The 22,772-nt window shown below is 51.8% G+C and carries 18 protein-coding genes; 6 read left to right on the top strand and 12 right to left on the bottom strand.

What is annotated here, in order from left to right; translation table 11 throughout:
• Nucleotides 1-301 precede the first annotated feature (301 nt).
• Both AC812_RS14450 and AC812_RS14445 read left to right on the top strand, forming a co-directional pair.
• Entirely contained in the window at nt 302-8,857 is an 8,556-nt protein-coding gene (locus AC812_RS14450; protein WP_061917867.1) for a type I polyketide synthase, read from the top strand.
• The gene (locus AC812_RS14445; protein WP_169787317.1) at nt 8,844-9,602 is read left to right on the top strand and encodes a 4'-phosphopantetheinyl transferase family protein; all 759 of its coding nucleotides are present in this window, start codon (nt 8,844-8,846) and stop codon (nt 9,600-9,602) included. Before AC812_RS14450 ends, AC812_RS14445 begins: the two co-directional genes overlap by 14 nt.
• Nucleotides 9,603-9,641: 39 nt before the next feature.
• Here the strand turns inward: AC812_RS14445 and AC812_RS14440 are convergent, their stop codons facing one another.
• The 4 genes from AC812_RS14440 to hpt (AC812_RS14425) all read right to left on the bottom strand — a co-directional run bounded on the left by AC812_RS14440 (nt 9,642) and on the right by hpt (AC812_RS14425) (nt 13,947).
• Nucleotides 9,642-11,303: a PfaD family polyunsaturated fatty acid/polyketide biosynthesis protein gene (locus AC812_RS14440; RefSeq protein ID WP_061917861.1), complete on the bottom strand. Its 1,662-nt coding sequence runs from the start codon at nt 11,301-11,303 to the stop codon at nt 9,642-9,644.
• Nucleotides 11,304-11,391: 88 nt separating this feature from the next.
• On the bottom strand, nt 11,392-12,174 hold the full coding sequence (locus AC812_RS14435; RefSeq protein WP_061917857.1) for a carbon-nitrogen hydrolase family protein: 783 nt from the start codon (nt 12,172-12,174) through the stop codon (nt 11,392-11,394).
• Between the two features lie 57 nt (nt 12,175-12,231).
• On the bottom strand, nt 12,232-13,353 hold the full coding sequence (locus AC812_RS14430; protein WP_061917853.1) for a 6-phosphofructokinase: 1,122 nt from the start codon (nt 13,351-13,353) through the stop codon (nt 12,232-12,234).
• A gap of 6 nt (nt 13,354-13,359) precedes the next feature.
• Nucleotides 13,360-13,947: a hypoxanthine phosphoribosyltransferase gene (hpt, locus tag AC812_RS14425; protein WP_061917850.1), complete on the bottom strand. Its 588-nt coding sequence runs from the start codon at nt 13,945-13,947 to the stop codon at nt 13,360-13,362.
• An 85-nt stretch (nt 13,948-14,032) separates the two neighbouring features.
• On the opposite strand from hpt (AC812_RS14425), the gene AC812_RS14420 reads away from it, so the two are divergent.
• The 3 genes from AC812_RS14420 to hpt (AC812_RS14410) are packed head-to-tail and all read left to right on the top strand — an operon-like array spanning nt 14,033 to nt 15,594.
• Nucleotides 14,033-14,608, top strand: coding sequence for a cytidylate kinase-like family protein (locus AC812_RS14420; protein ID WP_062158955.1), 576 nt, complete (start codon nt 14,033-14,035; stop codon nt 14,606-14,608).
• 25 nt (nt 14,609-14,633) lie between these two features.
• The gene (locus AC812_RS14415) at nt 14,634-15,023 is read left to right on the top strand and encodes a PDDEXK family nuclease (protein ID WP_061917844.1); all 390 of its coding nucleotides are present in this window, start codon (nt 14,634-14,636) and stop codon (nt 15,021-15,023) included.
• Nucleotides 15,013-15,594 (top strand): hypoxanthine phosphoribosyltransferase, encoded by a 582-nt coding sequence (hpt, locus tag AC812_RS14410; protein ID WP_061917841.1) that lies wholly within the window; start codon nt 15,013-15,015, stop codon nt 15,592-15,594. Before AC812_RS14415 ends, hpt (AC812_RS14410) begins: the two co-directional genes overlap by 11 nt.
• Nucleotides 15,595-16,008: 414 nt before the next feature.
• Here hpt (AC812_RS14410) and AC812_RS14405 read toward each other — a convergent pair whose 3' ends face one another.
• Nucleotides 16,009-16,350 carry a (2Fe-2S) ferredoxin domain-containing protein gene (locus tag AC812_RS14405; protein ID WP_061917838.1) on the bottom strand — a complete coding sequence of 114 codons (342 nt, stop codon included), beginning with the start codon at nt 16,348-16,350 and terminating at the stop codon, nt 16,009-16,011.
• A gap of 3 nt (nt 16,351-16,353) precedes the next feature.
• Nucleotides 16,354-17,409, bottom strand: a complete 1,056-nt coding sequence (locus AC812_RS14400; RefSeq protein WP_061917836.1) for an alpha/beta hydrolase-fold protein — start codon at nt 17,407-17,409, stop codon at nt 16,354-16,356.
• A 200-nt stretch (nt 17,410-17,609) separates the two neighbouring features.
• Here AC812_RS14400 and AC812_RS14395 point away from each other — a divergent pair, with 200 nt between their 5' ends.
• Nucleotides 17,610-18,611, top strand: a complete 1,002-nt coding sequence (locus AC812_RS14395) for a D-alanine--D-alanine ligase family protein (protein WP_061917832.1) — start codon at nt 17,610-17,612, stop codon at nt 18,609-18,611.
• 71 nt (nt 18,612-18,682) lie between these two features.
• On the opposite strand, the gene AC812_RS14390 is transcribed toward AC812_RS14395, so the two are convergent.
• The 6 genes from AC812_RS14390 to ftsZ form a co-directional block, all read right to left on the bottom strand.
• Entirely contained in the window at nt 18,683-19,219 is a 537-nt protein-coding gene (locus AC812_RS14390) for an FKBP-type peptidyl-prolyl cis-trans isomerase (protein WP_061917829.1), read from the bottom strand.
• Nucleotides 19,220-19,292: 73 nt separating this feature from the next.
• Nucleotides 19,293-19,967, bottom strand: coding sequence for a hypothetical protein (locus tag AC812_RS14385; RefSeq protein WP_061917826.1), 675 nt, complete (start codon nt 19,965-19,967; stop codon nt 19,293-19,295).
• A 5-nt stretch (nt 19,968-19,972) separates the two neighbouring features.
• Nucleotides 19,973-21,091 (bottom strand): hypothetical protein, encoded by a 1,119-nt coding sequence (locus AC812_RS14380; protein WP_061917823.1) that lies wholly within the window; start codon nt 21,089-21,091, stop codon nt 19,973-19,975.
• A 5-nt stretch (nt 21,092-21,096) separates the two neighbouring features.
• Complete coding sequence (locus AC812_RS14375; protein ID WP_061917820.1) at nt 21,097-21,315, bottom strand: hypothetical protein; 219 nt, start codon at nt 21,313-21,315, stop codon at nt 21,097-21,099.
• Between the two features lie 14 nt (nt 21,316-21,329).
• Nucleotides 21,330-21,548, bottom strand: a complete 219-nt coding sequence (locus AC812_RS14370) for a hypothetical protein (protein WP_061917817.1) — start codon at nt 21,546-21,548, stop codon at nt 21,330-21,332.
• A gap of 20 nt (nt 21,549-21,568) precedes the next feature.
• On the bottom strand, nt 21,569-22,735 hold the full coding sequence (gene ftsZ / locus AC812_RS14365; RefSeq protein WP_062158953.1) for a cell division protein FtsZ: 1,167 nt from the start codon (nt 22,733-22,735) through the stop codon (nt 21,569-21,571).
• Nucleotides 22,736-22,772: the final 37 nt, after the last annotated feature.

Here is a 22,772-nt window from a genome sequence, read left to right as displayed (position 1 = left end):
AATTTCTTGATACCACCTGTTTGATATGTTGGAAAAACCGTTCTTTTTACGTAACTCCCTGTCTGTAAAGGGGTTATTACGTTCAGAGTTTATCAACCAGAAAAGGCGATTTTTGGAGGGCTGTCTTGATAGGGTTTGTTCGATCGGAGAAATTGGAAGGTTGTGTACCTGTACTCTCATCCTTCTCATCCTTCTGAATAGCAATCCAGTCTGTTAGTAAATTTGCCGTGTCTCTCTAAGACATGGTTTATCCATTTTAGCGATACCTGAAAAAAAACACCTTCTTTCAAAGGAGAGAAAAATGTTTGATCCTAGAGCCGTTGCAATTGTCGGAGTGGGGGCAATTTTACCGGATGCTGAAGATGCGCCTGCATTCTGGAACAATATCAAGCAAGGGCGATATTCAGTGACCGAGGTTCCGCCCGATCGATGGCGGGTGGATTTGTATTATGATCCTGATCCAAAAGCACCGGATAAAACTTATACCAAAATTGGGGCGTGGGTACGATCTTATCCCTTCGAGCCGCTGAAATGGGGGATCCCCATTCCACCAAACGTTCTGGCGGTGATGGATGAAAGCCAAAAGTGGGGCATCAGTGTAGCGCGGCAGGCTCTTTTAGATTACGGTTACCCGCAGAAACCCCTTGATGGAACACGTACGGCGGTGATTATTGGCAATGCGCTGGCGGGTGAAAACCATTACATAACCAGCCTACGAATTCGTCTGCCGGATTATATGGAAGCCCTTAAAGAAGTGGAAGCATTTGCCCAACTACCACCAGAAGTGCAGAAGGCGCTGCTGGAGGGAATGACGCAAAATATCCGCAAAAGGGTGAGCAATATTACCGAAGATACCATGCCGGGTGAACTGGGCAACGTGATTGCCGGCCGAATTGCCAATGTGTTCAATTTTTCTGGCCCAAATTTCATCACAGACGCTGCCTGTGCTTCTTCTCATGCAGCGGTTCAAGCCGCTATTGACGGGCTGGTCAATCACCAGTTTGATGCGGTTTTGACGGGCGGTGTGGACCGCAATATGGGGGTTGAGGGGTTCGTAAAATTCTGTAAGATTGGGGCGCTTTCGCCGGACGGTTCACGGCCGTTCGCTGAAGGGGCGAATGGATTCGTCATGGGCGAAGGGGCTGTGCTCTTTTTGTTAAAGCGGCTGGCCGATGCTGAACGGGACGGGGATAAAATTTATGCGGTTATCCGCGGGGTTGGCGCCAGCAGCGATGGCAAAGGTAAAGGGATTACGGCTCCCAATCCTCTTGGTCAGCAGCGTGCGATTGAACGGGCCTGGAAGAATGCCGGCGTAAACCCTGCCAGTGTGGGTTTGATTGAAGCCCATGGCACCTCCACGCGGGTTGGGGATGTGGTGGAGACACAATCTCTCAACGAGGTTTTTGGAAAGTTTGGTCTGCCACCGCGCAGCATTGCGATGGGATCGGTCAAGTCCAATATTGGTCATTTGAAGAGTGCGGCCGGGGCGGCGGGTGTCCTGAAAGCCATGTACGCCTTGTACGAAAAAGTTTTGCCGCCCTCTGTGAATTTCCATAAACCCAACCCAAATATTGATTTCGACCGCATTCCCTTTTACGTCAATACCGAAACCCGACCGTGGGAAAATGCCCCTGGAGAAATCCGCCGGGCTGGAGTCAGTTCGTTTGGTTTTGGCGGCACCAACTTTCACATGGTGCTGGAAGAATGGGTGCCGGGGCTGCTGACTTCTGAAACAAAGGTGTTTGCGGTGCCGGAAAGAAAAGCGGCGCAGGTGGAAAGTCCTGCTCCGCAAGTCGTGGCGGAAGCGGTTTCTTCGACCTTGCCCGTGCCTTATCGCGGAATCGCCTTCCTGAGTGGGGAAAACAGCCAGCAGTTAAAGGAACAACTGGCTCAAATTTTAGAAAATGCCCGCCAGGGTCAATTACCACCTTCCCAATTGCCAGATGCGGCGATGGTAACCAAGCCCGAGCGATTGGTGATTGACTACTCATCGGTTGAGGAGTTGATTTCACGGGGAGAAAAAGCGCTTAAAACGCTCGACAATGAAGCCCCAAATGCCTGGCAGGCGCTGACTGCCCAGGGGGTTTATCGGGGCAGCGGGAAGGCTGGTAAAGTTGCCTTTATGTTCCCCGGGCAGGGATCTCAATATGTCAACATGCTCAAAGACCTGTGCGAAGCCGAACCACTTGTAGCGGATACCTTCAAAGAGGCTGATGCGATCATGACACCCATTTTGGGGCGTCCCTTAACCAGTTACATTTATGTAGAGGGGGACGAAGAATCGTTAAAACAAGCCGAAGCCGCATTACGGGATACGGCGATCACTCAGCCAGCGATGTTGACGGCCAATGTCGCATTGCTGCGGTTGATGGAGAAATTCGGGTTTTCCCCCGATTTTGTGATTGGTCACAGCCTTGGGGAATATGCCGCACTGGTGGCATCCGGCGTATTGACTTTTGCGGAGGCTTTGGAAGTCGTTTCGGCACGCGGCCGTGAGATGAAAAAAGTCTCGGTGGCGGATAATGGTGGTATGGTGGCAGTTTCTGCTCCCATTCAAGAGGTTGAACGGATCTTACAGGAAATCTCGGAATATGTGGTCATCGCCAACATCAATAGCCCCATGCAATCGGTCGTGGGTGGCAGCACGGCAGGTATTCAGGCTGCCTTAGAGGCTTTTGAAAAAGCCGGTTACCAGGCCACCCGCATCTCTGTCTCTCATGCGTTCCACACAAAAATTGTTGCCCCGGCAAGCGAGCCCCTCAAACAGGTTATTGCGCGTATGAACCTGCAATCCCCCAAGATTCCGGTGGCAGCCAATGTGACCGGCGAGTTTTACCCCACCAGCCGGGAACAGATTCTGGATATTTTGGGAAAGCAGGTTGCCTCGCCAGTGCAATTTATTAAAGGCATGGAAACGCTCTATAATGCCGGAGCAAGAGTCTTTGTCGAGATTGGGCCGAAACGGGTATTGAACGCTCTGGCAAATGATATTTTCAAAGACCGCTCGGGTGTCATGCTGCTGGCAACCAATCATCCCCGAAAAGGTGCAGTGGTCAGTTTTAACGAAGCAGTTTGTGGTCTGCTGGCAGCGGGAATTGCGCCCGGTCGAGAACAGAAACTTGAAACGCCAGCACAAGTGTCCACTCAAAAATCCGCTATTGATGAGGTAAGTGTGAAATCAGTCCCCCCGGTTGCGATTAGCGCGTCTGTAAAACCGATGGTTGAAGTACAGACACCGGTCAACGACGGTCGCCTGCCATTGACGGGTTCGGTCGTGATCAGCGGTGCAGGCTTGGGGCTGCCGGGCAGATCAAAACCCGTTTTCAATGATGAGAATATCCTGAGTATTTTAAAAGGCGAAATCCGCATTGAACCTTTGCCGGAAGAATTGCGCAAGCGAATGGTGGAAAAGCGGCCAACCCGTTTGGAAAAAAGCGAAGCCGGCGCCCAGATGATCCCGATTGAAAGCGTGGATTTGACCGTAAAGTTGGGTGGACAGCGCGGGCAATTTGATCCGGTGGAAGAGTTCGGCATTCCGGTAGAGCGTGCGGATGCCTGGGATATTACCACCCAACTCGCAGTGGCTGCCGGCATTGAAGCTTTGAGGGATGCCGGAATTCCCCTGGTAATGGCCTATCGTAAGACCAGTAAAGGCACTTATCTCCCCGACCGCTGGCGCTTGCCAGAAGCGCTGGCTGATGAAACCGGTGTGATCTTTGCTTCTGCCTTCCCGGGGCTGGATGAAATGGCGGAAGAGATGTCGCGTTATTCCGAATACAAGCAAGTTGAGAAGCAGTTAGAAGAAGTGCGCAACATTCTCAGTCTGGTCGCAGTGGATCAGACGGGGGTGAGAAACCTGCTGCGCGAGCGAATCAAAGCACTGGAAACAAGGCTCAAAGAGATGGATTACCATTTTGATCGCCGTTTTGTCTTCCGGGTGCTTTCAATGGGGCATTCGCAATTTGCTGAATATATTGGCGCACGCGGCCCGAATACGCATGTCAACGCTGCCTGTGCCACCACAACCCATGCGATTGCGGTTGCTGAAGACTGGATTCGCGCCGGACGTTGCCGCCGAGTCGTCATCATTGCGGGTGACGATGTGACCGGCGGTCCGCTGGCGGAGTGGATTGGAACCGGCTTGTTCGTTTCTGGTGCGGCTACCACAGAAGGTAATCTGCGTATGGCTGCTTTGCCGTTTGACCGCCGGCGGAATGGGATGATCATGGGAATGGGGGCGGCCGCACTGGTAGTTGAGTCCGAAGATGCGGTGCGAGAACGCGGCATGCGGGCGATTTGTGAGGTGTTGGCGACGGATATCGCCAATAGCGCTTATCATGGAACCCGCCTGGATGTTCCCCATGTGCGGGAAATCATGAATCGCCTGATCAGCACGGCCGAGCAGCGTTTTGGTATTCGCCGGGAAGAAATTGCCGCTCAAACCATGTTCATGTCTCACGAAACCTACACCCCCGCCAGAGGCGGTTCGGCTTCCGCGGAGATTCAGGCACTCCGATACACCTTTGGCGATAAAGCCAATCAGGTGATCATCGCAAATACCAAAGGGTACACCGGTCATGCAATGGGCGTGGGGATTGAAGATGTTGTGGCGATCAAAGCCCTGGAACATGGAATTGTGCCGCCGATTGCCAATTATGATGAGAATTTTGAACCCGACCCGGATCTGGGTGATTTGAACCTATCAAAAGGCGGTGAATACCCGGTCAGTTATGCTCTGCGGTTGGGGGCCGGTTTTGGCTCGCAAATTGCCATGGCGTTATTCCGGGTGGTTGCCCATGTAAAGGAAAGGATCAATCAACCAGTCTATCAGCAATGGCTGGCGGAAATTGCGGGTTACGAAAAAGCCGAATTGGAGGTGGAAAAACGCACTCTCCGGATCCGCCACATGGGACCGCCGGTTAAACCGCCGGCTAAATCCCGCTGGCAGTATGGGCAGGGACCTACCCGCTGGGCAGAGCAGCCGGATCAATTGCCGCAATCTCAACCGGTCGGTGTGCCGAGTCCGCAGCCTGCCGCTCATCCTGTTGAAGCGGTTGAAGAAAAGGAAAAACTCCAGCCTGTTGTCTTGGGAACTTCCTCGCCCGCCGGCAGATCACCGGTCAAGGTAGATGAGATCAAAGAATTTGTTCTCAATCTGGTCAGTGAAAAAACGGGTTACCCGGTCGAGATGCTGGATTTGGATCTGGATCTGGAAGCCGATTTGGGCATTGATACGGTGAAACAAGCTGAAATCTTTGCTGCAATTCGAACGCATTACAACATCCCCAGACGGGAAGATTTGCGGCTGGTTGATTACAACACCCTCAACAAAGTGATTTCCTTCATGGCGGAAAATGCGGCTGCGATAGCTGCTCAGGCTCAACCGGCTGAAGATGTAGCCATGCCTGCTTCGGATAAGTCTGAACCTCAGCCGATACCTATGCAGGTGGCTCAATCAGTCCCGTCTCTTTCTGCAGCCCCGGCCGTTGACCGGGCAGCCATTCAAGAATATGTGCTTTCAGTGGTCAGTGAAAAGACCGGTTACCCGGTTGAAATGCTCGACCTGGGGCTTGACCTGGAAGCCGATTTAGGGATTGATACCGTCAAACAGGCTGAATTGTTTGCTACCATCCGCACCCACTACAACATCCCGCGGCGGGAAGACCTGCGGCTGGTGGATTACAACACCCTGGAGAAGGTGATTGACTTCATGGTGGACGCTTTGAGCAGCGGGGTTGTCAGTCAGTCTCAACCGGCTGCTACAACGGTTGCCCAGCCGGTCAGCAAGGCGGTTGAACCTGCCGAAGTATCGGCACCAGTCCAGGCTGAGAGCGAACAGCCTTCTTCAACACCAACACGGACTTCCATCTCCGGTGTGGATGAAGAGGAAATTAAAACCTACGTGCTGTCGGTTGTCAGTGAAAAGACGGGCTATCCGGTTGAAATGCTGGATTTGGATTTGGACCTGGAAGCCGATTTAGGAATTGACACGGTAAAACAGGCGGAACTGTTTGCGACTATCCGCACCCACTACAACATCCCGCGGCGGGAAGACCTCAGGTTGGTGGATTACAACACCTTGAAAAAAGTCATCGGCTTCATGGTTGAGGCGTTATCAACGAATGGGAAGGCGACCAGCACCGAGGAACTGCCCGTTTCCGAAGAAAAACCTGTCACCGCTACCCCTGTTGTTGAGTCCGTTTCAACAAAAGAGCCGACGGCGCAGGCGCTGTCAACCAAAGAGGTGCAAGCTCCGGTTGCCATGGAGACCGTTGAAGAGCCTAAACCAACCGAAGAGCCGGCAGAGACGCAAATTCTCATCCGCCGAAGGGTTCCAAAACCGGTGCTGCTGCCGAAATTGGATTTGTGTCTGCCGAGCGGAGTCACTCTAGATGAAAACAGCAGGGTGATTCTGGTGAGTGATGAAGGCAAAACAGCCGATTCCCTTGCCCGCAGGTTGCGCGCCCGCAAAGTCCAAATTTTGACTCTGGATTCCTCCCAGACGCCCGAGGAATGGCAGGAAAAAGTTGCCTCCTTCCAAAGCACTGGCAGGGTTCAGGGTTTGTATTACCTGGTCGGTTTGAACCATGAGCCATCACTGGCGGAACAGGATGTTCGTGTCTGGCAATCTCTGGTAGATAATCGCCTGGTACGCCTCTATCACTTGCTCCGGATGGTGGAAGGTGAGCCTTTCTTGATCTGTGCAACCCGCATGGGCGGCCTGCATGGAACCTGCGTAACTGCGGCTAAGAATGTTTCGGGCGGTTTGATTTCCGGCTTTGCCAAAGCTATTAGCCGTGAACGGCCAAACGCGTTGGTCAAGGTGGTAGATTTTGAAGCAGGCGCAAATGATAGCCAGATTGCTGCCCGCCTGGTCGGAGAGACGCTCGGCGATGCCTCTGTGGTTGAAGTCGGCTGGGAGGGCGATCAGCGCTTTAGCATTGCCCTCTTTGAAGAAGAAGGAAACAATCCGGTCCAATCAACTCTACCTGAGAAACCGGTAATGATTATCAGCGGCGGGGCTGGCGGTATTGTTGCGCCAATCCTTACGGATCTGGCACAGCGAACGCAGGGCATCTTCTACCTGCTGGGACGCAGTCCGTTAGCCGATCCTCAGGATGCAGCCCTCCAGCGATTAAAAGCGGATCGGGATGGCTTGAAAAAAGACCTGCTCAGAGAAATGAGCGCCAACGGACAAAAACCTTCCCCTGCGCAGGTGGAAGAGAAACTGGCTGCATTGGAGCGTATGGCTGGCATTCTGGATGCCATTCAGACTGCCCGTTCACTTGGAGCCAGCGTGGTCTACCGGTTATGTGATGTTACCGATCCTCATCAGGTAGGGGAGACCATTGGTCAGATTGTCGAGGAGAATGGTCGCGTGGATGTCCTGATTCATGCAGCCGGCATTGAACGCAGCCGAAAGCTGCATCTCAAACCGGAGGAAGAATTCCGTACGACTATTCAGGTTAAAGCCGGAGGTTTCTTCAATCTTTACAAAGCCCTTCAAACAGCGGATAGATTGCCAAAGCAGGTGTTGCTGTTTGGTTCGGTTGCCGGCAGGTTTGGCAATTCCGGTCAGACCGATTACAGTGCTGCCAATGACTGGCTGGCAAAGGCTGCTTCTCACCTGCGTGGTCTGCACCCGGAAATGCGGGTGGTCACCATTGATTGGAGCGCCTGGGCGCAGGTGGGGATGGCGAGTCGCGGATATATTCCTCAATTAATGGAAATGGGCGGGATTGACCAGATGCCTCCGAAGCAGGCAGCCCGCTTTGTTTATGAAGAACTGGTAGGGAATGAGCCGGTCAGTGAGGTGGTAGTTTCCGGTTCGTTGGGTGTTCTGGAAAAACCGCTCCGCAAGGAGAGCGGTTTGAACCTGGAAGCCGCTAATCAGGCTTTACGCGAAGGTAGCCCGGCGCATGTCATGCTCAGCGCAGTGAACGGCTTTGACCTGCAAACCGGTGTGCTGCTGGAAGCCGAATTGAATCCGAATGACCAGCCGTTTCTCAAAGACCATGCTTTGAACGGAATCCCCTTGCTGCCGGGGGTGATGGGAATTGAAGGATTTTCAGCGGCGGCGAAGCATGTTGCTTCAGTGTTGGGTGCTGAAAAAGTCGGCTTTGCAGTTGAACGTCTGGAAGATGTTCAATTCCTGGCTCCCTTCAAGTTCTACCGCAACGAACCGCGCCGGGTAACCTGGAAAGCCAGAGTAATCCGCGAGGCGAGTGGTTTGGTGGCTTATGTCAGCCTTGAATCGACCCTGGTTGCTAAAACTCGTCCGAATGAAGTCATCCAGCACTTTGCCGGAAAAGTTTATTTGACCCCAAAGACGGAAAAATCTGCATCGGTTAAAGTTCAACCGCCCGGTTGGAACGGCGCTTACACCGTTGCCAGCGATGAGATCTATCGTCTCTACTTCCACGGCCCTTCTTTCCAAGTCCTGGAAGGCGTCCAACGGGTGGAGGGGAAGGTGTTGGGCAAAGTCCGTGAATCCCTGCCGGCTATCACCGAGCAGCCGGTCTCGTTGGTAACCATGCCGATTTTGCTGGAAGCGATTTTGCAGACTGCTGGCATCTGGGAAGCGGGAGCGACCGGCACATTGGCATTACCGCGCTCAATTGGCGAACTGGTGCTGCATCGCAGTGTGCCGCAGGAGGACAAGCCATTGTTTGCCGAGGTCATTCCCAGCCGATCGAGTGATGGCAGTCTGGCATTTGATGCCAGGCTGGTGGATCAGAACGGCATGGTCTACCTGGAAGTGAAGGATTACCGGACTGTGGCATTGCCCTACACCGTAGATGCGGCACTGCTTAAACCGATGAAATTACTGGTCAATGGGACAGATGCCACTCTCTAAAAGGCAGCGCCAGATCAATTTAGATTGGTGCATCGGTGAGGTTTTCCCGCAGAGGGGAGACCTCACCATTTTTGATACCAGCTGGTTGTCTCACGAGGAACAGCGTTTCCTGGAAACAATTCGATTCCCCAAGCGGCGCAGCGAATGGTTGAGCGGCCGCTGGACGGCCAAACGGATGCTGCTGAGTGTTGTTCCGGCTCTTGCCGGAAAGACGATGGCTGAAATCTCGGTTGAAAATCACCATCACGGCTATCCGCTGGTTAAAGTGGGTGGTGAACCGCTGGCTGGTTGTCTGAGCATCTCTCACCGCAGCGAACGAGCGGCGGCAGCCTATACCGCAAATGAGGGTATCTGGATTGGGATTGACCTGGAATGGATTGAGGAACGGCATCCTGCGTTCTTGCAGGATTACTTCACCGGTGAAGAAATCGAATGGGTAATTTCAGCCCCCACAGAGGCACAGGCGGGACGTACCACATTATTGTGGAGCGCCAAAGAGGCCGCCCTGAAGGCTTTGCGGCTCGGGTTGGCTGTGGATACTCACCTGATTCAGGTGTTTCCCGGCATGGCAACGAATTTGGGAGACTGGCGGATTTTGGAATACCGCAGCAATTTGCCGGAAGAAGGCCATCGGTTAATTGGCTGGTGGCAGCAACGCGGCAACTACATGGTCACGCTGGCGGTTCAACTACAAACCGGTGAAATTCCATCTATTCGCTTGCGGGAAATTCAACTGAGCGAATGAAATGGACCCGGGGCTTGTCGTCCTGTTGAGGCAAGCCTTTCAAGCCTTTTCGAGGATAGACTCTGTCAATGGCTGGAGTGGTTGGTAACGCTCCAGATCAGGGCTTGTTTGGACGCCGTAGGCGTTCAGCAAACGGACACGCTGCAAATATGCCGCCCCGGTCAGGATGTGGAGAGCAATATCTACGACAGAACGATTTTCAGGCTTTTCAAGATAGGTCCCCCGCACCCATTCGTTGAAAGCTCCCATTGCCGGCCCGCACCAGATCTGGTAGTCCATCTCGCGGCCCTTTTCACCGCTGTTTGACCAGCGGGAAGACAGTCCCAGGTACCAGCGAAAGACCAGCGCCATTTTATGACGCGGATCTTTCTCGGCTCTTTCTAACTGACGCGGATCGCGCTGCTGGAAGAATCGCACCGTATCCTGCCAGATTTCTTCGACTGGGCGCTTGAAAACGGTCTTTTCCAGTTTTTGAAGTTCCTCAACGGGGATGGCTTCAAGGGATGGATAGCGGGAATACAATTCGTAGAGCTTGGAAGCCCGCATGGCAAACATGGTGCCGCGTTTCAAAACCTGGACTTTGACGCCCATTTCGAACATGTCGGCGGCAGGTGCCATGGTAACATCCGCCATGTCGGCCTGGGCGAGCAGGCGGCGGGTGTGTTCGGATGCCCCGGCCTCAATACAGGCCTGATTGACCGAACCGGTGACAATATAAGCAGCCCCCATCATTAACGCTGCCAGGGCTGCCTGAGGTGTGCTGATTCCCCCGGCTGCGCCAATTCGAATCGGAACGGGGTACTGCATTTGATCTTGAATCTCATCCCTCAGGGTCAGAATAGATGGGAGCAGTCCCACTAATGGGCGGTTATCGGTGTGTCCTCCCGAATCAGCCTCAACGGTGATGTCGTCGGCCATTGGAACACGGCGGGCGAGATTTGCCTGAGTTTCGGTCAATCGGTTCTCCTGCACCAATTGATTGAGGATCTCATCAGGGGCCGGGAGCATGAACTGACGGGCGACTTCTTTACGGGATAATTTTGCAATCAGCCGGTTTTGAATGCGGATTGTACCGTCCGGCTGACTGATTAATCCGTTGGCGCGGTAGTACACCAGGGCAGGGGTAATTTCCAGATAAGCGGAAGCCTCCACGCTGCGAATGCCGTGTTGGACATACAACTCGGCCGCGCGACGTTCCAGGGCGGGTTCATTTGGGCTGTTGATCAGGTTGAAGGCATACGGCCCTTGCGGCAGGGCAGTTTGAACTTCGTGGATAGCCGCCTCGATCCGTTCGGGGGAAAGACCTGCCGCACCAAAGGATGCCAGAAAACCGGCTTTGCCCATGGCAATGACCAGGCGGGTGGAGGCAATCCCGTTGGCCATGGCGCCGCTGTAATAAGCGTAACGGCAGCCGTACCATTCCTGAAAAGATGAATCACCAAGCGATTCGATTGGTGAAGGAGGCAGGGTTGCCAGCCAGCGGTAGGAGGTGGTGGAGTTTTTCTCCCCTGGCAGGATGGTTCCCTCATCCGTGAGCCAGACATTCTGACCGTCAGTTACCACCAACAAGGGTGAGTCTAAGGATAACAGTCTTTGGCGAATGATTTCAACATCCGTGGAAAGTGCGGCTGTGTCACCGGACCAGAAAAGATTTTGAGGGGAATTAAAGCGAGTATGAGAGCCTATTTTTAATGGATCCATGGTAGGTTTATACCTCTCAGGGTTAAACCCAGAAATAATCTTCAAGTTGCGCTGACATGCGGTATGAATATTCGATCAAGTGCCGGATTTATTCTTTAACGTAGCGCGGATACCCCTGTTTGGCTTGGTCAGCTTTGGAGAGGTCAATTTCAATCGTGATGAAGGGATGAGTATCACTGGTGGTGGCGAGTAAGTCGCCTTGATCCGGTTCGGCGATCCAGCCGCTGCCGCCCCAATCAAACCCGGCCCCCGAAGGGCCGCAGCGGTTCGAGGAAAGGCAGTACGCGCCGCTCATCACGGCCGCAACACGCCCACCCATCACCCATTTGGCAGTAGTGGCCTTTTCGGTTGCGCGAGGGGAAAGTAAAATCCGTACCCCCTGACGGGCAAAATTACGGGCGTGTTCGGTGAACCAGATTTCGGTGCAAACCAGAAATCCCACCTTTCCAAAGCAGGTGTTTGTGGGAATGAACTGAACTGGCCCGCGGTCGTACCAGGTGGCTTCCCAAAAACCGGGTTCATCGGGGAGATAAGTTTTGTGATGGACGGCGCGGTAGCCACTTTGAGCATCCCACAAGAATGCCTCGTTCAACCAGCGCCCGTTGAGAATCGCGGGGCGAGTTGCGAACACCACCGCCGGGCTTAATTCAGGCAGCCGTTGCATCCATTCATCATGCTGACGGACGAATTCCATCCAGCGCTGGGTGGACACCTGATTGTCGAGCATCACCCATGGGGCAAAAGGCATTTCCGGCAGCAGAACCAGATCGCTTTTGTGTTGTTGAACATGATTGACCAGAACCGTCCAGTCTTCAGACAGGCCTTGAGGATCATCGCGCATTTGACAAACGGTCACTCGGATCGGTTTCATTTCGCTTCTCTGATGAAAGGTTGTCGTCAGTCTTATTCTAAACTGGTATGGGACTGGCTAGTCCCCCAGATTGACTCCTACCAACCGCGCTCCCTGAATCCAGGCATGATCAAGGGGGACGGTTTTGGTCTGATGGGCTACCTGATCCAGCGGTGTCGTGACCACTGTTCCGGAGCGCGTGCCAACCATCACGCCGAAAACACCTTCCTGAATGAGCGCAGCACAGGCGGTTCCTAGTTGAGTGGCGAGAACCCGGTCAGTGGCCGAGGGCGTACCGCCACGCTGTAAGTAGCCCAAAATGGTGATTCGGGTTTCCAGTTTGGTGAAATCTTCCAATCGGTTTGCCAGATGAAGGGTATCTCCGGCGGCGTGTTTTTCAATCTCTTCCAACCGCTGTTCCACTTCGGATTGTTCTGTGCCCTGGCGCAGACGACGGTTGGCAAGACGTGCTTTTTCAAAGAAGCGCACGCTTTCCTGAGAGATGGCACCTTCCGAAACGGCAACGAGGGAAAAGCGCTTGCCACTGTGGCTGCGCTTTAGGATGGCTTCGGCGACTTTTTCAGTGTGATAAGGAATTTCCGGGATGAGAATTACATCTGCGCCGCCGGCAATTCCTGCCGCCAGAGTTAACCAGCCGGTTTCGCGTCCCATCATTTCCACGATGATGATGCGGTGATGGCTGATGGCGGTGCTATGCAGACGATCAATCGCTTCGGCGGCAACCTCGACGGCTGTGTCGAATCCAATCGAAGTGTCGGTGCCGGGTAAATCGTTGTCAATGGTAACCGGCAGGGTGATTACATTCAAACCGCGCTGCATAAGATAGTACGCACTGTCCTGGGCGTCACTGCCGCCAATGCAAACCAGCGCATGAAGGTTGAATTTGTCAAAGTTCTGCAGGATTTGGGAAGTGGCATCCTGCGGAACTCCATCAATGATCACCCGATCGGGGCGGTCCCGGTTGGTACCCAGAATTGTGCCGCCGGTGGTGAGAATACCCGAAAAAGCCGAACCTTCCAATTCGACGGTCAATCCCTGTGCCATTCCGCTGAAACCGTCTTGAAAGCCGATGATTTCCATGCCGTACACACCGGTGGCGGCCTTCCCCAATCCCCTCAAGGCAGCGTTGATCCCGGGACTATCGCCCCCGGTGGTCAATACTCCGATTCTCTTTTTCATAACTCCTCACTTTTTCCCTTCATCTGGCGGATAGAGTTTTTTGTACTTTTCCAGATCAACCGAAGCGATATAAGGCAAATTGCGCCCCTTCTCGTCAATATCCAGACCATAGCCCACCACAAAATAATCCGGGATTTCAAAACCGAGATAGTCAATGTGGATGTCCACTTTATGACGGGCTTTTTTGTCGAGCAGTGCGCAAATTTTCAGGCTACGGGGCTGTCGTTCCAGTAACAATTTGCGCACGGTATAAAGCGTGTAACCCGTGTCCACAATGTCATCAATCAGGATGACATCCCAGCCGTAGATATTGGTTTTATGGTCGGCGTCAATTCGCACAAACCCGCTGGACTCTGTACCCGCGTAAGAGGATACCAACATGAAATCCATCGTCATTGGGCGGCGGATATGCCGCATCAAGTCGGTCATGAACATCACACTGCCGCGTAACAAGCCCAGTAAGAGCAGTTTATCGCTATGCTGATAATCCTGGGTGATTTGTTCGCCCAAATCGGCAACGCGCTGCTGGATTTGTTCCTGAGTGATGAGGATTTCTCCAATAAATTCATAGGGGAATTTTAACCGCGGGTTCATGGTGCTCACCTCACTGACGATGGGGATGAATATTGACCAATGAATCATACCACGAACTTAAACGGGGACATGCTATAATTTTGTTATGGATGTTGTCACAATCTCGCGCCAGATGGGTAGTTGGGGCTCGGTGATTGGTAAACTGGTTGCCGAGCGGATGGGGTTTCAGCTTGTCTGGCGAGATCTGATTAATCAGGCGGCTTTACGGGCGGGCGCACCTGAAGTAGCGCTGGCGATGATTGACGAACTGGGGTTGCTGGGAGTAAATCCTACCGGCCAACAACAACAAGATTATTTAAATGCCGTCAGCCAGGTGCTGCACGAACTGGCCGATGCGGGTAAGGTGGTTATTATTGGCAGGGCAGGACAGGTTGTCCTGAGAGGACACCCACGAGTGTTTCATGTGCGCGTAGTCGCAGATGAAGAAGTCCGCGTTCAGCGGATTGTGGAGGAAAAGAAGGTTTATCCCAAGGCTGCCCGAGCACAAATATTGGCAAGTGATCGGGCACGAAAACTGTATCTTTCGCGATATTATCAGGTAGATTGGAATGATCCTTGTTTGTATCATCTGGTGATCAACACGGGGAGAATCAGTTGCGAAGTGGCTGCTGAAATGATCTGTCATGCATTGAATCGCTTACCGGAACAAATCATCCGCTAACCCTTAGAACAGAGGTGTCCCTTCATTGTCGCAGGATGAACAAAAGAAACCCGTTTTCGCACACCCGGCAGAGGAAATTTTTGCCCGTATTTTGGATTTTTACGGAATCCGCTGGGAATATGAACCGCATACCTTTCCTCTGGAATGGGACGAGAAAGGGAATGTAACCCTTGCCTTTTCCCCCGATTTTTACCTGCCGGAACAGGATTTGTACATCGAGCTGACCACGCTCAGACCCCAATTGTCCACCCGTAAAAACAAGAAAATACGGTTGATGAATCAACTCTACCCGCATATTAAGATCAAGCTGCTTAAGCGGCGTGAGATGCGTGACTTAATGGTGAAATACGGCCTGTTTGATGAGGCTAACCAGTTAAAGGGTACGGAGGCTCAAAAACGAAGTGATGACGAATGATGCGATTCTGGCAAAGTATGGCGAACTCGGTCGTGATATTCGCGAAATTTTGATCACGGAAGATCAGATTCGTCAGAAAGTCCTTGAATTGGGAGAACGGATTTCGCAAGATTATGCCGATAAAAATCCGGTACTGGTGGGGGTGCTTAAGGGAGTGCTATTTCTGATGGCGGATTTGCTGCGGGTGATCACTATACCCAGTGAGGTGGATTTCCTGGCAGTTGCCAGTTACTCTGCCGAAGCACGTCAACGGGGGATGGTACGGTTGATCAAGGACCTTGAAATACCGATTGATGGGCGACATGTGCTGTTTGTGGAGGATGTGATTGATACCGGCTTGACTTTGGGTTATCTGCTGCGCAGTCTGCGGGATCGCAATCCTGCCAGTCTTGAGGTGTGTGTGTTGTTCAACAAACCAGCTCACCGCTTGATTGATATTCCCCTCAAGTATAAGGGGTTTGACCTGCCCGATCGTTTTGTTGTCGGGTACGGCTTAGACTACAATGAAAAATACCGCAATCTTCCATTTATAGGGGTGCTCAAGCCAGATGTGTTGAAAGGTAAAACCTGATAAACACACAAAAAAACACCCCCGGTAATTTCAACCGGGGGTGGAATGAGCAGGGGCTCAAAGTAACCTACTTGCTTTCCTCGTCGTTTTCCTTGGGCATCCTTCTCTGGCTTTTACTTCCCGTTTTTCAGGGGAAGGGGTTTTCCGCAACCCACCAGGAAGCGAATGCACCTTCCGGGGTGACTGTACACAGTCTTTTTAGGTAATCTGTTTTTAAGGTTTGACCCTCAATTCTCAGTTTTACCAAAAACTCCCGGTTTCCCGTCGAGGAGCCATCAATTCCTTTGAGCTCCCTGCACTTTTATTATAGAAAGGTTGGCGCCGAGAGTCAAGTGTTTTAAGGATGTCTGGACAAATTCCCGGTGAATTTTAAGATTCTTAATCCATCTCAGGATATTTACACGAAATTCGGCATCAATGTTCTGGCTTATATCTGAATTCTTCAACCGGATGATCCTTCATGAGATGCTGAAAGAAAATTTTTTCAACTTTTACGTCATCAATGTTCCAGTAATAAATACCATCCGGTTGGACGACGAGGGTAGCGCCATTTTCGCAAATATCCAGGCAGCCGGCCAGTTGACACTTGACCCGGTATGGGGCCTCAAAATCATCCAGTTGGTAAGCACGGATCAACGATTGAAGGCGATCAAACACCCGCTCTGCAATGGCGCGGTGAGCGCATTTCCCATTGCCACAAATATACACCCGCCTGACCGGAAAGGAAGAGTTTGACCCAGGATTTTCTGGCGGCATGGGTTAACGACCAAACAAAGTAATCAGGGCATCGGGCAGCAGGCGACGCCAGGCTGGATAATTGTGTCCGCTTAAGCTCTCCTTATAAGTGAAGATATATCCTTTCTGCTCTAGCAAGGCGGCCATTTCTCGGTTGGTCTCGATAAGCGGCTCATAAATTCCGCAATCCAGCCATAGATGGATTGGCAGGGTTTGCTGGTGCTCCAGTAAACTCCACACCACCAGTTTTTGGTCTCCGATTGTGAATGCACCTGATTGGGAAAGCACTTTACCGAACCAGTGCGGTAGCCGCAATGCAGCATATAACGCCATCAATCCCCCTAAAGAAGCTCCCCCAATGGCCAGACTGCCTTGTTTTTCCTGAGGAGGGATAATGTTAAGATGTTGTAACGCCGCAGGTAACACTGAAAATTGCATAAATCCAAGGGTTGCCTCAGAACAAAAGTATTCCATGGTACGATAACGCCCGCCGTTTTCGATCATGGCAAGCGCTATCGGCTCAATTTTGCCCTGTTCGACGAGATTTTCCACAAGGTGAGGGAGCATTGTCCGTTCCAGACATTCCTTGCCGTCCCACATAACCAGTAAGGGTACGGGGCCTTGGGTAGGGGGTTGGTATAAATGGATGCTGCGTTTTTTGCCTGCCAAAAGTTGATGAGTGGGAAGGCGAAGGCTGATCAATTTGCCTTTTAGCGGAGGCGTGTCCTTGGGGAGGAAGAATGCCAAATCGGAAGCCGGAAAGGTGAAGTAGTGATTATACTTCCCCATGCCGTTGGGGGTGCGATGAGAATTGTTGGGATCGGGGATACGCCGTTTATGGCGGATGAAAGCGTATTCGATGTATGTGCCAGCCGCCAATTCCAGCGGGTAAACCCACAAATCTTCCGCGAGATGATCAAATTGAAGGGGATGCTCTTCATCCCAGTGATTGAGGTCGCTGATGATGGATGGCGGATGATCCCCCAGCCAGCAGAGATAAATTCTGTCATCCAAAATAACCGGATTACCCGATTTCAACAATTGGGAGCGGATTAAGCCAGAAATATCTGAATTTTCCATAATTGCTCCAAATCACCTCTTTTCTTATGGCTAATGTTGAGTATACTTGGAATTGTGAATTGGAATGGCTTTTATCGTTGGGTAAATTCCATGCCGGGCAAGGCATGGATATTCTTTTTGAAATATAAGCGAGCGCACAAATGAAGAAAAGAATTGCTGTTTTGGCTAATTTAAAGAAAAATGCTCCTCATTGGGAGGGAATGCCAGCCGACCAGTGGGATGATCTGGATTCTGAAGCGACCGTCGAGGCAATTGTGAACGCCATCCGCTCCGGCGGATATGAGGCGGAATTTTTTGAAGGGGACATTCGTCTGGTGGAGGAATTGGGGCGGTATCAACCGGATATTTGTTTCAATATCTGTGAGAGCCGTTTTGGGGATGCGCGTGAGGCGCAGATACCGGCTTTGCTGGAGATGATGGGGATACCCTACACCGGTTCCAAAGTGCTGACATTAGCCTTAGCGCTGGATAAACCGATGACCAAGCGGGTGCTGACTTATCACGATCTTCCCACCCCTGATTTCCAATCCTTTGAAAGGGCGGATGAACCCCTGGCAGAGGGGATGCGCTTCCCCTTGTTTGTCAAACCCAGCCGGGAAGGCACCGGCATGGGAGTCAGTGCCAATTCCATTGTGTATAACGAAAAAGAATTACGCCAGCAGGTTGCTTACATTTTGGAAAAATACCGCCAAACGGCGCTGGTGGAGCGTTATATTGAAGGGCGGGAAGTGACCGTGGGCATGGTCGGCAACCTGATTGGGCCAGTTGCCCGTCGTTTACCGCACAATTTGAATGCCCCCCGCATTCAGGCTGGTTTAAGGTTTTTCCCGCCAATGGAAGTGGATTTGAAACCGTTTGCAGATAGCGATGTGGTTTATTCAAACCGGTTGAAAGTGCAATTAGCCGAGGATTTGAACTATCTTTGCCCGGCGCCGCTAGATGAGGAGATGGTGGATGAGCTGAATTGGCTAGCCGCTGCCGTGTTTCGCGTTTGCGGATGTCTGGATGTGGCGCGGGTGGATTTTCGATTGGACGCGCATGATAACTGGAAACCCTATATCCTTGAAGTAAACCCGCTGCCGGGTTTGTCCCCCGGTATTTCGGATATTGTGATAGAAGCCGCTGCGGATGGTGTCAGCCATAGCGAATTGGTGTTGATGATTTTACACACTGCCATGAAGCGTTATGGAATGCTCGATTGAGCCCTTGCTTTTTTTGTGAAAAATAAAAAAATGACCACGACCGGTTTTTGAGGCCGGTCGTGGTCTTTAGCCTAGTTTTCTTCTTCGTCCTCGAAATCAAATTCGTCGAAATCTTCTTCTTCACCACCGTGGGCGTGGCCGTGTTCTAATTCTTCTTCTGTGGCGGCGCGCAAGTCCAGAATTTTGACATCAAATTCGAGGGTTTTGCCAGCCAGAGGATGATTGAAATTCAGACGAACCGAATCCTTCGTCACCCGATCAATGGTTGCCAGCAAAGTTTCATCATCTTCATCCCGAATTTCCAATTCAGTTCCAATTTCGAGCGGAATTTCTTTCGGAAAATCGCTGCGCGGTACTTCCATAAAAGCTTCGGGGTCTTCATCACCATAGCCGTCTTCCGGCTTGACGATCACTTTCTTGGAATCGCCAATATTCAGTCCATATAACTCTCTTTCCAAACCCGGAATAATGTTCCGGTAACCCTGCAAGAAGATCAAGGGGTCTGATTCTTCTGAGGTATCAATTACTTCGCCGTTGACGGTTAAAGTGTAGGCCATGGTGACAACTACATCATCGGCAACCACTGTGGGAGCGGCTTTTTGATTCATGTTTTTCTCCAATCTTTCTGGACTTACCCAGAGCAAAATATTTTAACTTTTAAATTATAACATCAAAACTATCTTATTCTCCAAACACTTCACATTTTATAGGGCTTTGTGGGGAAGTTAATTTTTCCCAGTGAAGAATTGCCTGATCGAATGGAAGATTGGAACGCCAGTGTTCGGGAATGATGTGACTCCATTCGATTTGTTGAAAAGCGGTTTGTTCCATTTCCACAAAGCGATCACAAAGACGGGCTAGGTAAGCGCTCTCCACCGGGATTACCCCGTTGGTTTGATTTTCGGGAGAAAAAACTTCGTTCGCAGTTAATCCGGCAGCAAAAAAGGAAAGTCCCTGATGATCTATGAGGATGTAATTATCCCAGGCCATTTGGGTCTGAAGTGAAACCTGTTGAATGAAAGGGGGATTGAGGTTTTTTGTTTTGGTCAGTTTAAAGGTCGCCAGCGGGAAATTTTCCCGCCCTATTGGAGAGGGATAAATGGACTGCAAGATAATTTTTGGCTCTGGAAAATAAAGGATTAGACCCCAAACCGAGATCACATCCGGTTGATTTTTCTCCAGCTGATCCACATGGATTAATAAAATATTTTGCTGATGGGCTGATGCCGGCCGGGCTATTTCCTGAACAGGTTCTTGTGGGTTCACGCTTCCCAGTGATTTTTGTGCAATTGCGATGCCTGCCACCAGGCAGGTAAGGAAAGCAAGGATGGACAGGACGAGGAAGGGTTTGCGCATCAGAGTTATTTTTTATGCAAGCATTTCGGGATGGGAATTGTCTTGGGCCGCCCTGGGCGATTGCTGGTTGAAGAAGGGTTGGTCTGTTGAACGATGGCCTGTAAGGTGGAGTAAAAGGGATGGAGGGTTTTGTGCTCGGTCAGCAAAGCCGTCTGATTCCCGAAGACACTGCCGGCAGGGGGGGGATTCAGGCTGGGTAAAAACACCACCCCCATATAGAGTTGAGAGCGCATCTGAATCAATGCTTGCTTGAGCCACTCCGCCTGTTGAACCGATTGAGTATATTTTTGGTCGTTCGAATCTATTGTACCATTGGGTGGAGTAAGCAGCGTCACCCAGAGGATGCCATCTGCGTGATCGTTTGCCAGCATAATCTGGCGGGTTTGTTCGTAGCGGCGCAGAGCAAAATGATCCTGAGCGGAGGCAGGACGGGCAGGATCGCCGCTGAGCATCGGCATCTGGATGCTCAAAATTGGCATCCATTGTTTGGCTCCTTGGGCGTATAAAGCCTGCAGGAAGGCAAGGTCATCCCAATCTTCGGGGTCTGAATGGGAATTGAGCGGTTGGAGTCCGCCCGCGACTAGCAAGAGGTCGTTCCCGCGGGCTTGCAGGGAAGCTTTTACTTCCTGAAAAAAGAGAGCATATTGAAAGGGATCCGGAGTATTTCCCCATCCCTGGCGGGTATTGGCAGCCGGAAGCAACTCGACTGCTCGAAGCAGGGATGGGTAGCGCTGGCTGAGCCAGACAAGCCATTGAGCAGTGATGTCGGAATTGATGCCGGTTTCGCTCCTCGCCCAGTCGGGCGGGTTGTAGAGACGTAACATCACCACTGCCCCCCGCCCGTTGAGTTCGTTCATCACCACATCCACAGTGTCCAGAGCAGGTGCACTCGAAATTTCGGGCATGACTTCTGCCCAATTTAGCGGAATGGCAACCCAATCCAGGGGGATTTCACCCACTATCTGGGCGCTTTCGGCGCTGAGGTTGGATTGGGGATGAATCCATGCTCCATAACCAAAATCCGGTGAACCGGGTACACCGCGGACGGCCTGTATGGTCTGCAACGGAACAAGCAATAAACCCAGGAAAAATAGAACAATTCCTGATTGCAATGAGCGTTTCATGAAGTTCACCAGAGGAATTGGATTAAGTGGGGAATGGCAAAACCAACAAAGAATCCAAACAAACCACTCAGCACAACAATGGAGAAATAGAGTTTGAGGTCAGATGAATTTTTGAGCAAAACTGCTTGCCGAATCAGGTTGCGCAGCCAAACCGAGCGGGTGAGAAGATCAATGGCTACATCCCAGAAAAGCAACTCGCATTTGTGATAAAGTGACCCATTCATCAGTAATCTCCGTATTAGCGCGATGATGTGAGTTTGGTGATTTTCCCATCAGCCGTAACAATGGCGCGAATGGTATGCCGAATCGTTTGACCGTTGGCGGTTGTGCCTTTGCCCTCGAAGATCAACAAAAAAGTGCTCCTGGTTTGAGGTTTAACTTTGGGAGTTGCTCCGCGCACTTCGGGGTGTTTTTGATACACCTGGCGGCAAACACTTTGAAGGACTTTGGCATCCATGGGGTGTTCCTTAGGGGGATTTATCGAATCCGCCGGCGCAGGAATGCGGGAATATCCAGATCGGCTTGAATGGTGGCAGGTTCCTGGGTTGGACTTGCTTCAGCTCGCTCCATGACCGGGAGGGAACGGGGCGAGGGGGCGGCAGCAGTCACCGTTTCGGGTTGTTGGGCTGGCCGGGTTGTAATTTTGGGTACTTCGATTGGGGTTGCCCCAATTCCCGTCAAAACCATTATTACCTGAACCCGATCTCCCATTCGCTCGTCGGTAATCACACCGGGGATAATTTCCGCCTGATTGCTGGTCTTTTCCTGTAAATCGGTCAGGGCTTCCATGACTTCCATAAAGGTCAGGTCAGAGCCGGCGGTGAAATTGACAATGATGCCGGACACATTTTCAAGGTGGATGTCATCAATGAGGGGATGGTGAAGGGCCTGTTCAATAGCTTTTTGAGCCTTGCGTTCCCCCTGACCAAAACCAATCGAGAGCAGCGAACCGCCGCCCGATTGCATCACCGTTCGGATATGGGCAAAATCCACATTGATCAAGCCGGGTTCCGTGATTAATTCGGATATCCCTTGAATACCCTGACGCAATACGTCATCTGCCAGACGGAAGGCCATTTCAAGCGTCAAATCGCGCGAGGCGATTTTGAGCAGCCGGTCATTGGGGATGGTGATGAGGGTATCGGTGTAGGGGCGTAAGCGTGCCAATCCTTCGCGGGCATTGACCTGGCGGCGACCAATTTCAAAGCCAAACGGTGTGGTTACCACTGCTACGGTCACTGCACCCAAAGCCCGGGCTACCCGCGCAGCAATTGAAATTGCGCCGGTGCCGGTTCCTCCGCCCATGCCGGCGGTTAGAAAGACCATATCCGCTCCAGCCAGGGCAGCGTTCAACTCTTTGTAACTTTCTTCGGCTGCGGCTTCCCCAATCTTCCAGTCCCCACCAGCACCCAGTCCTCTGGTCAGGCGTGGACCAAGTTGAATTTTGGTGGGGGCAAGGCTGTTTTTGAGGGCCTGGGCGTCGGTATTGGCTGCAATGAATTCAACGCCATTGATTCCTAATTCAATCATGCGGTTAATGGCATTGGAACCGCCGCCGCCTAAGCCGATGACTTTCAAAATAGGCTTGTGCAATCCGCTAGGAGATGATGATTGAGATGTGGGGGTATGAATGGTCATGTTCATGGTTTTCCGCTCCTTCTCTGCTGATGATGCAATAGTC

Origin of the sequence: Bellilinea caldifistulae (genome assembly GCF_001306055.1) — a bacterium.
In the GTDB taxonomy this organism is placed as follows: domain Bacteria; phylum Chloroflexota; class Anaerolineae; order Anaerolineales; family Anaerolineaceae; genus Bellilinea; species Bellilinea caldifistulae.
The sequence above is the reverse complement of the archived record's forward strand: the minus strand, read 5'-3'. Positions and strand labels throughout refer to the sequence as shown.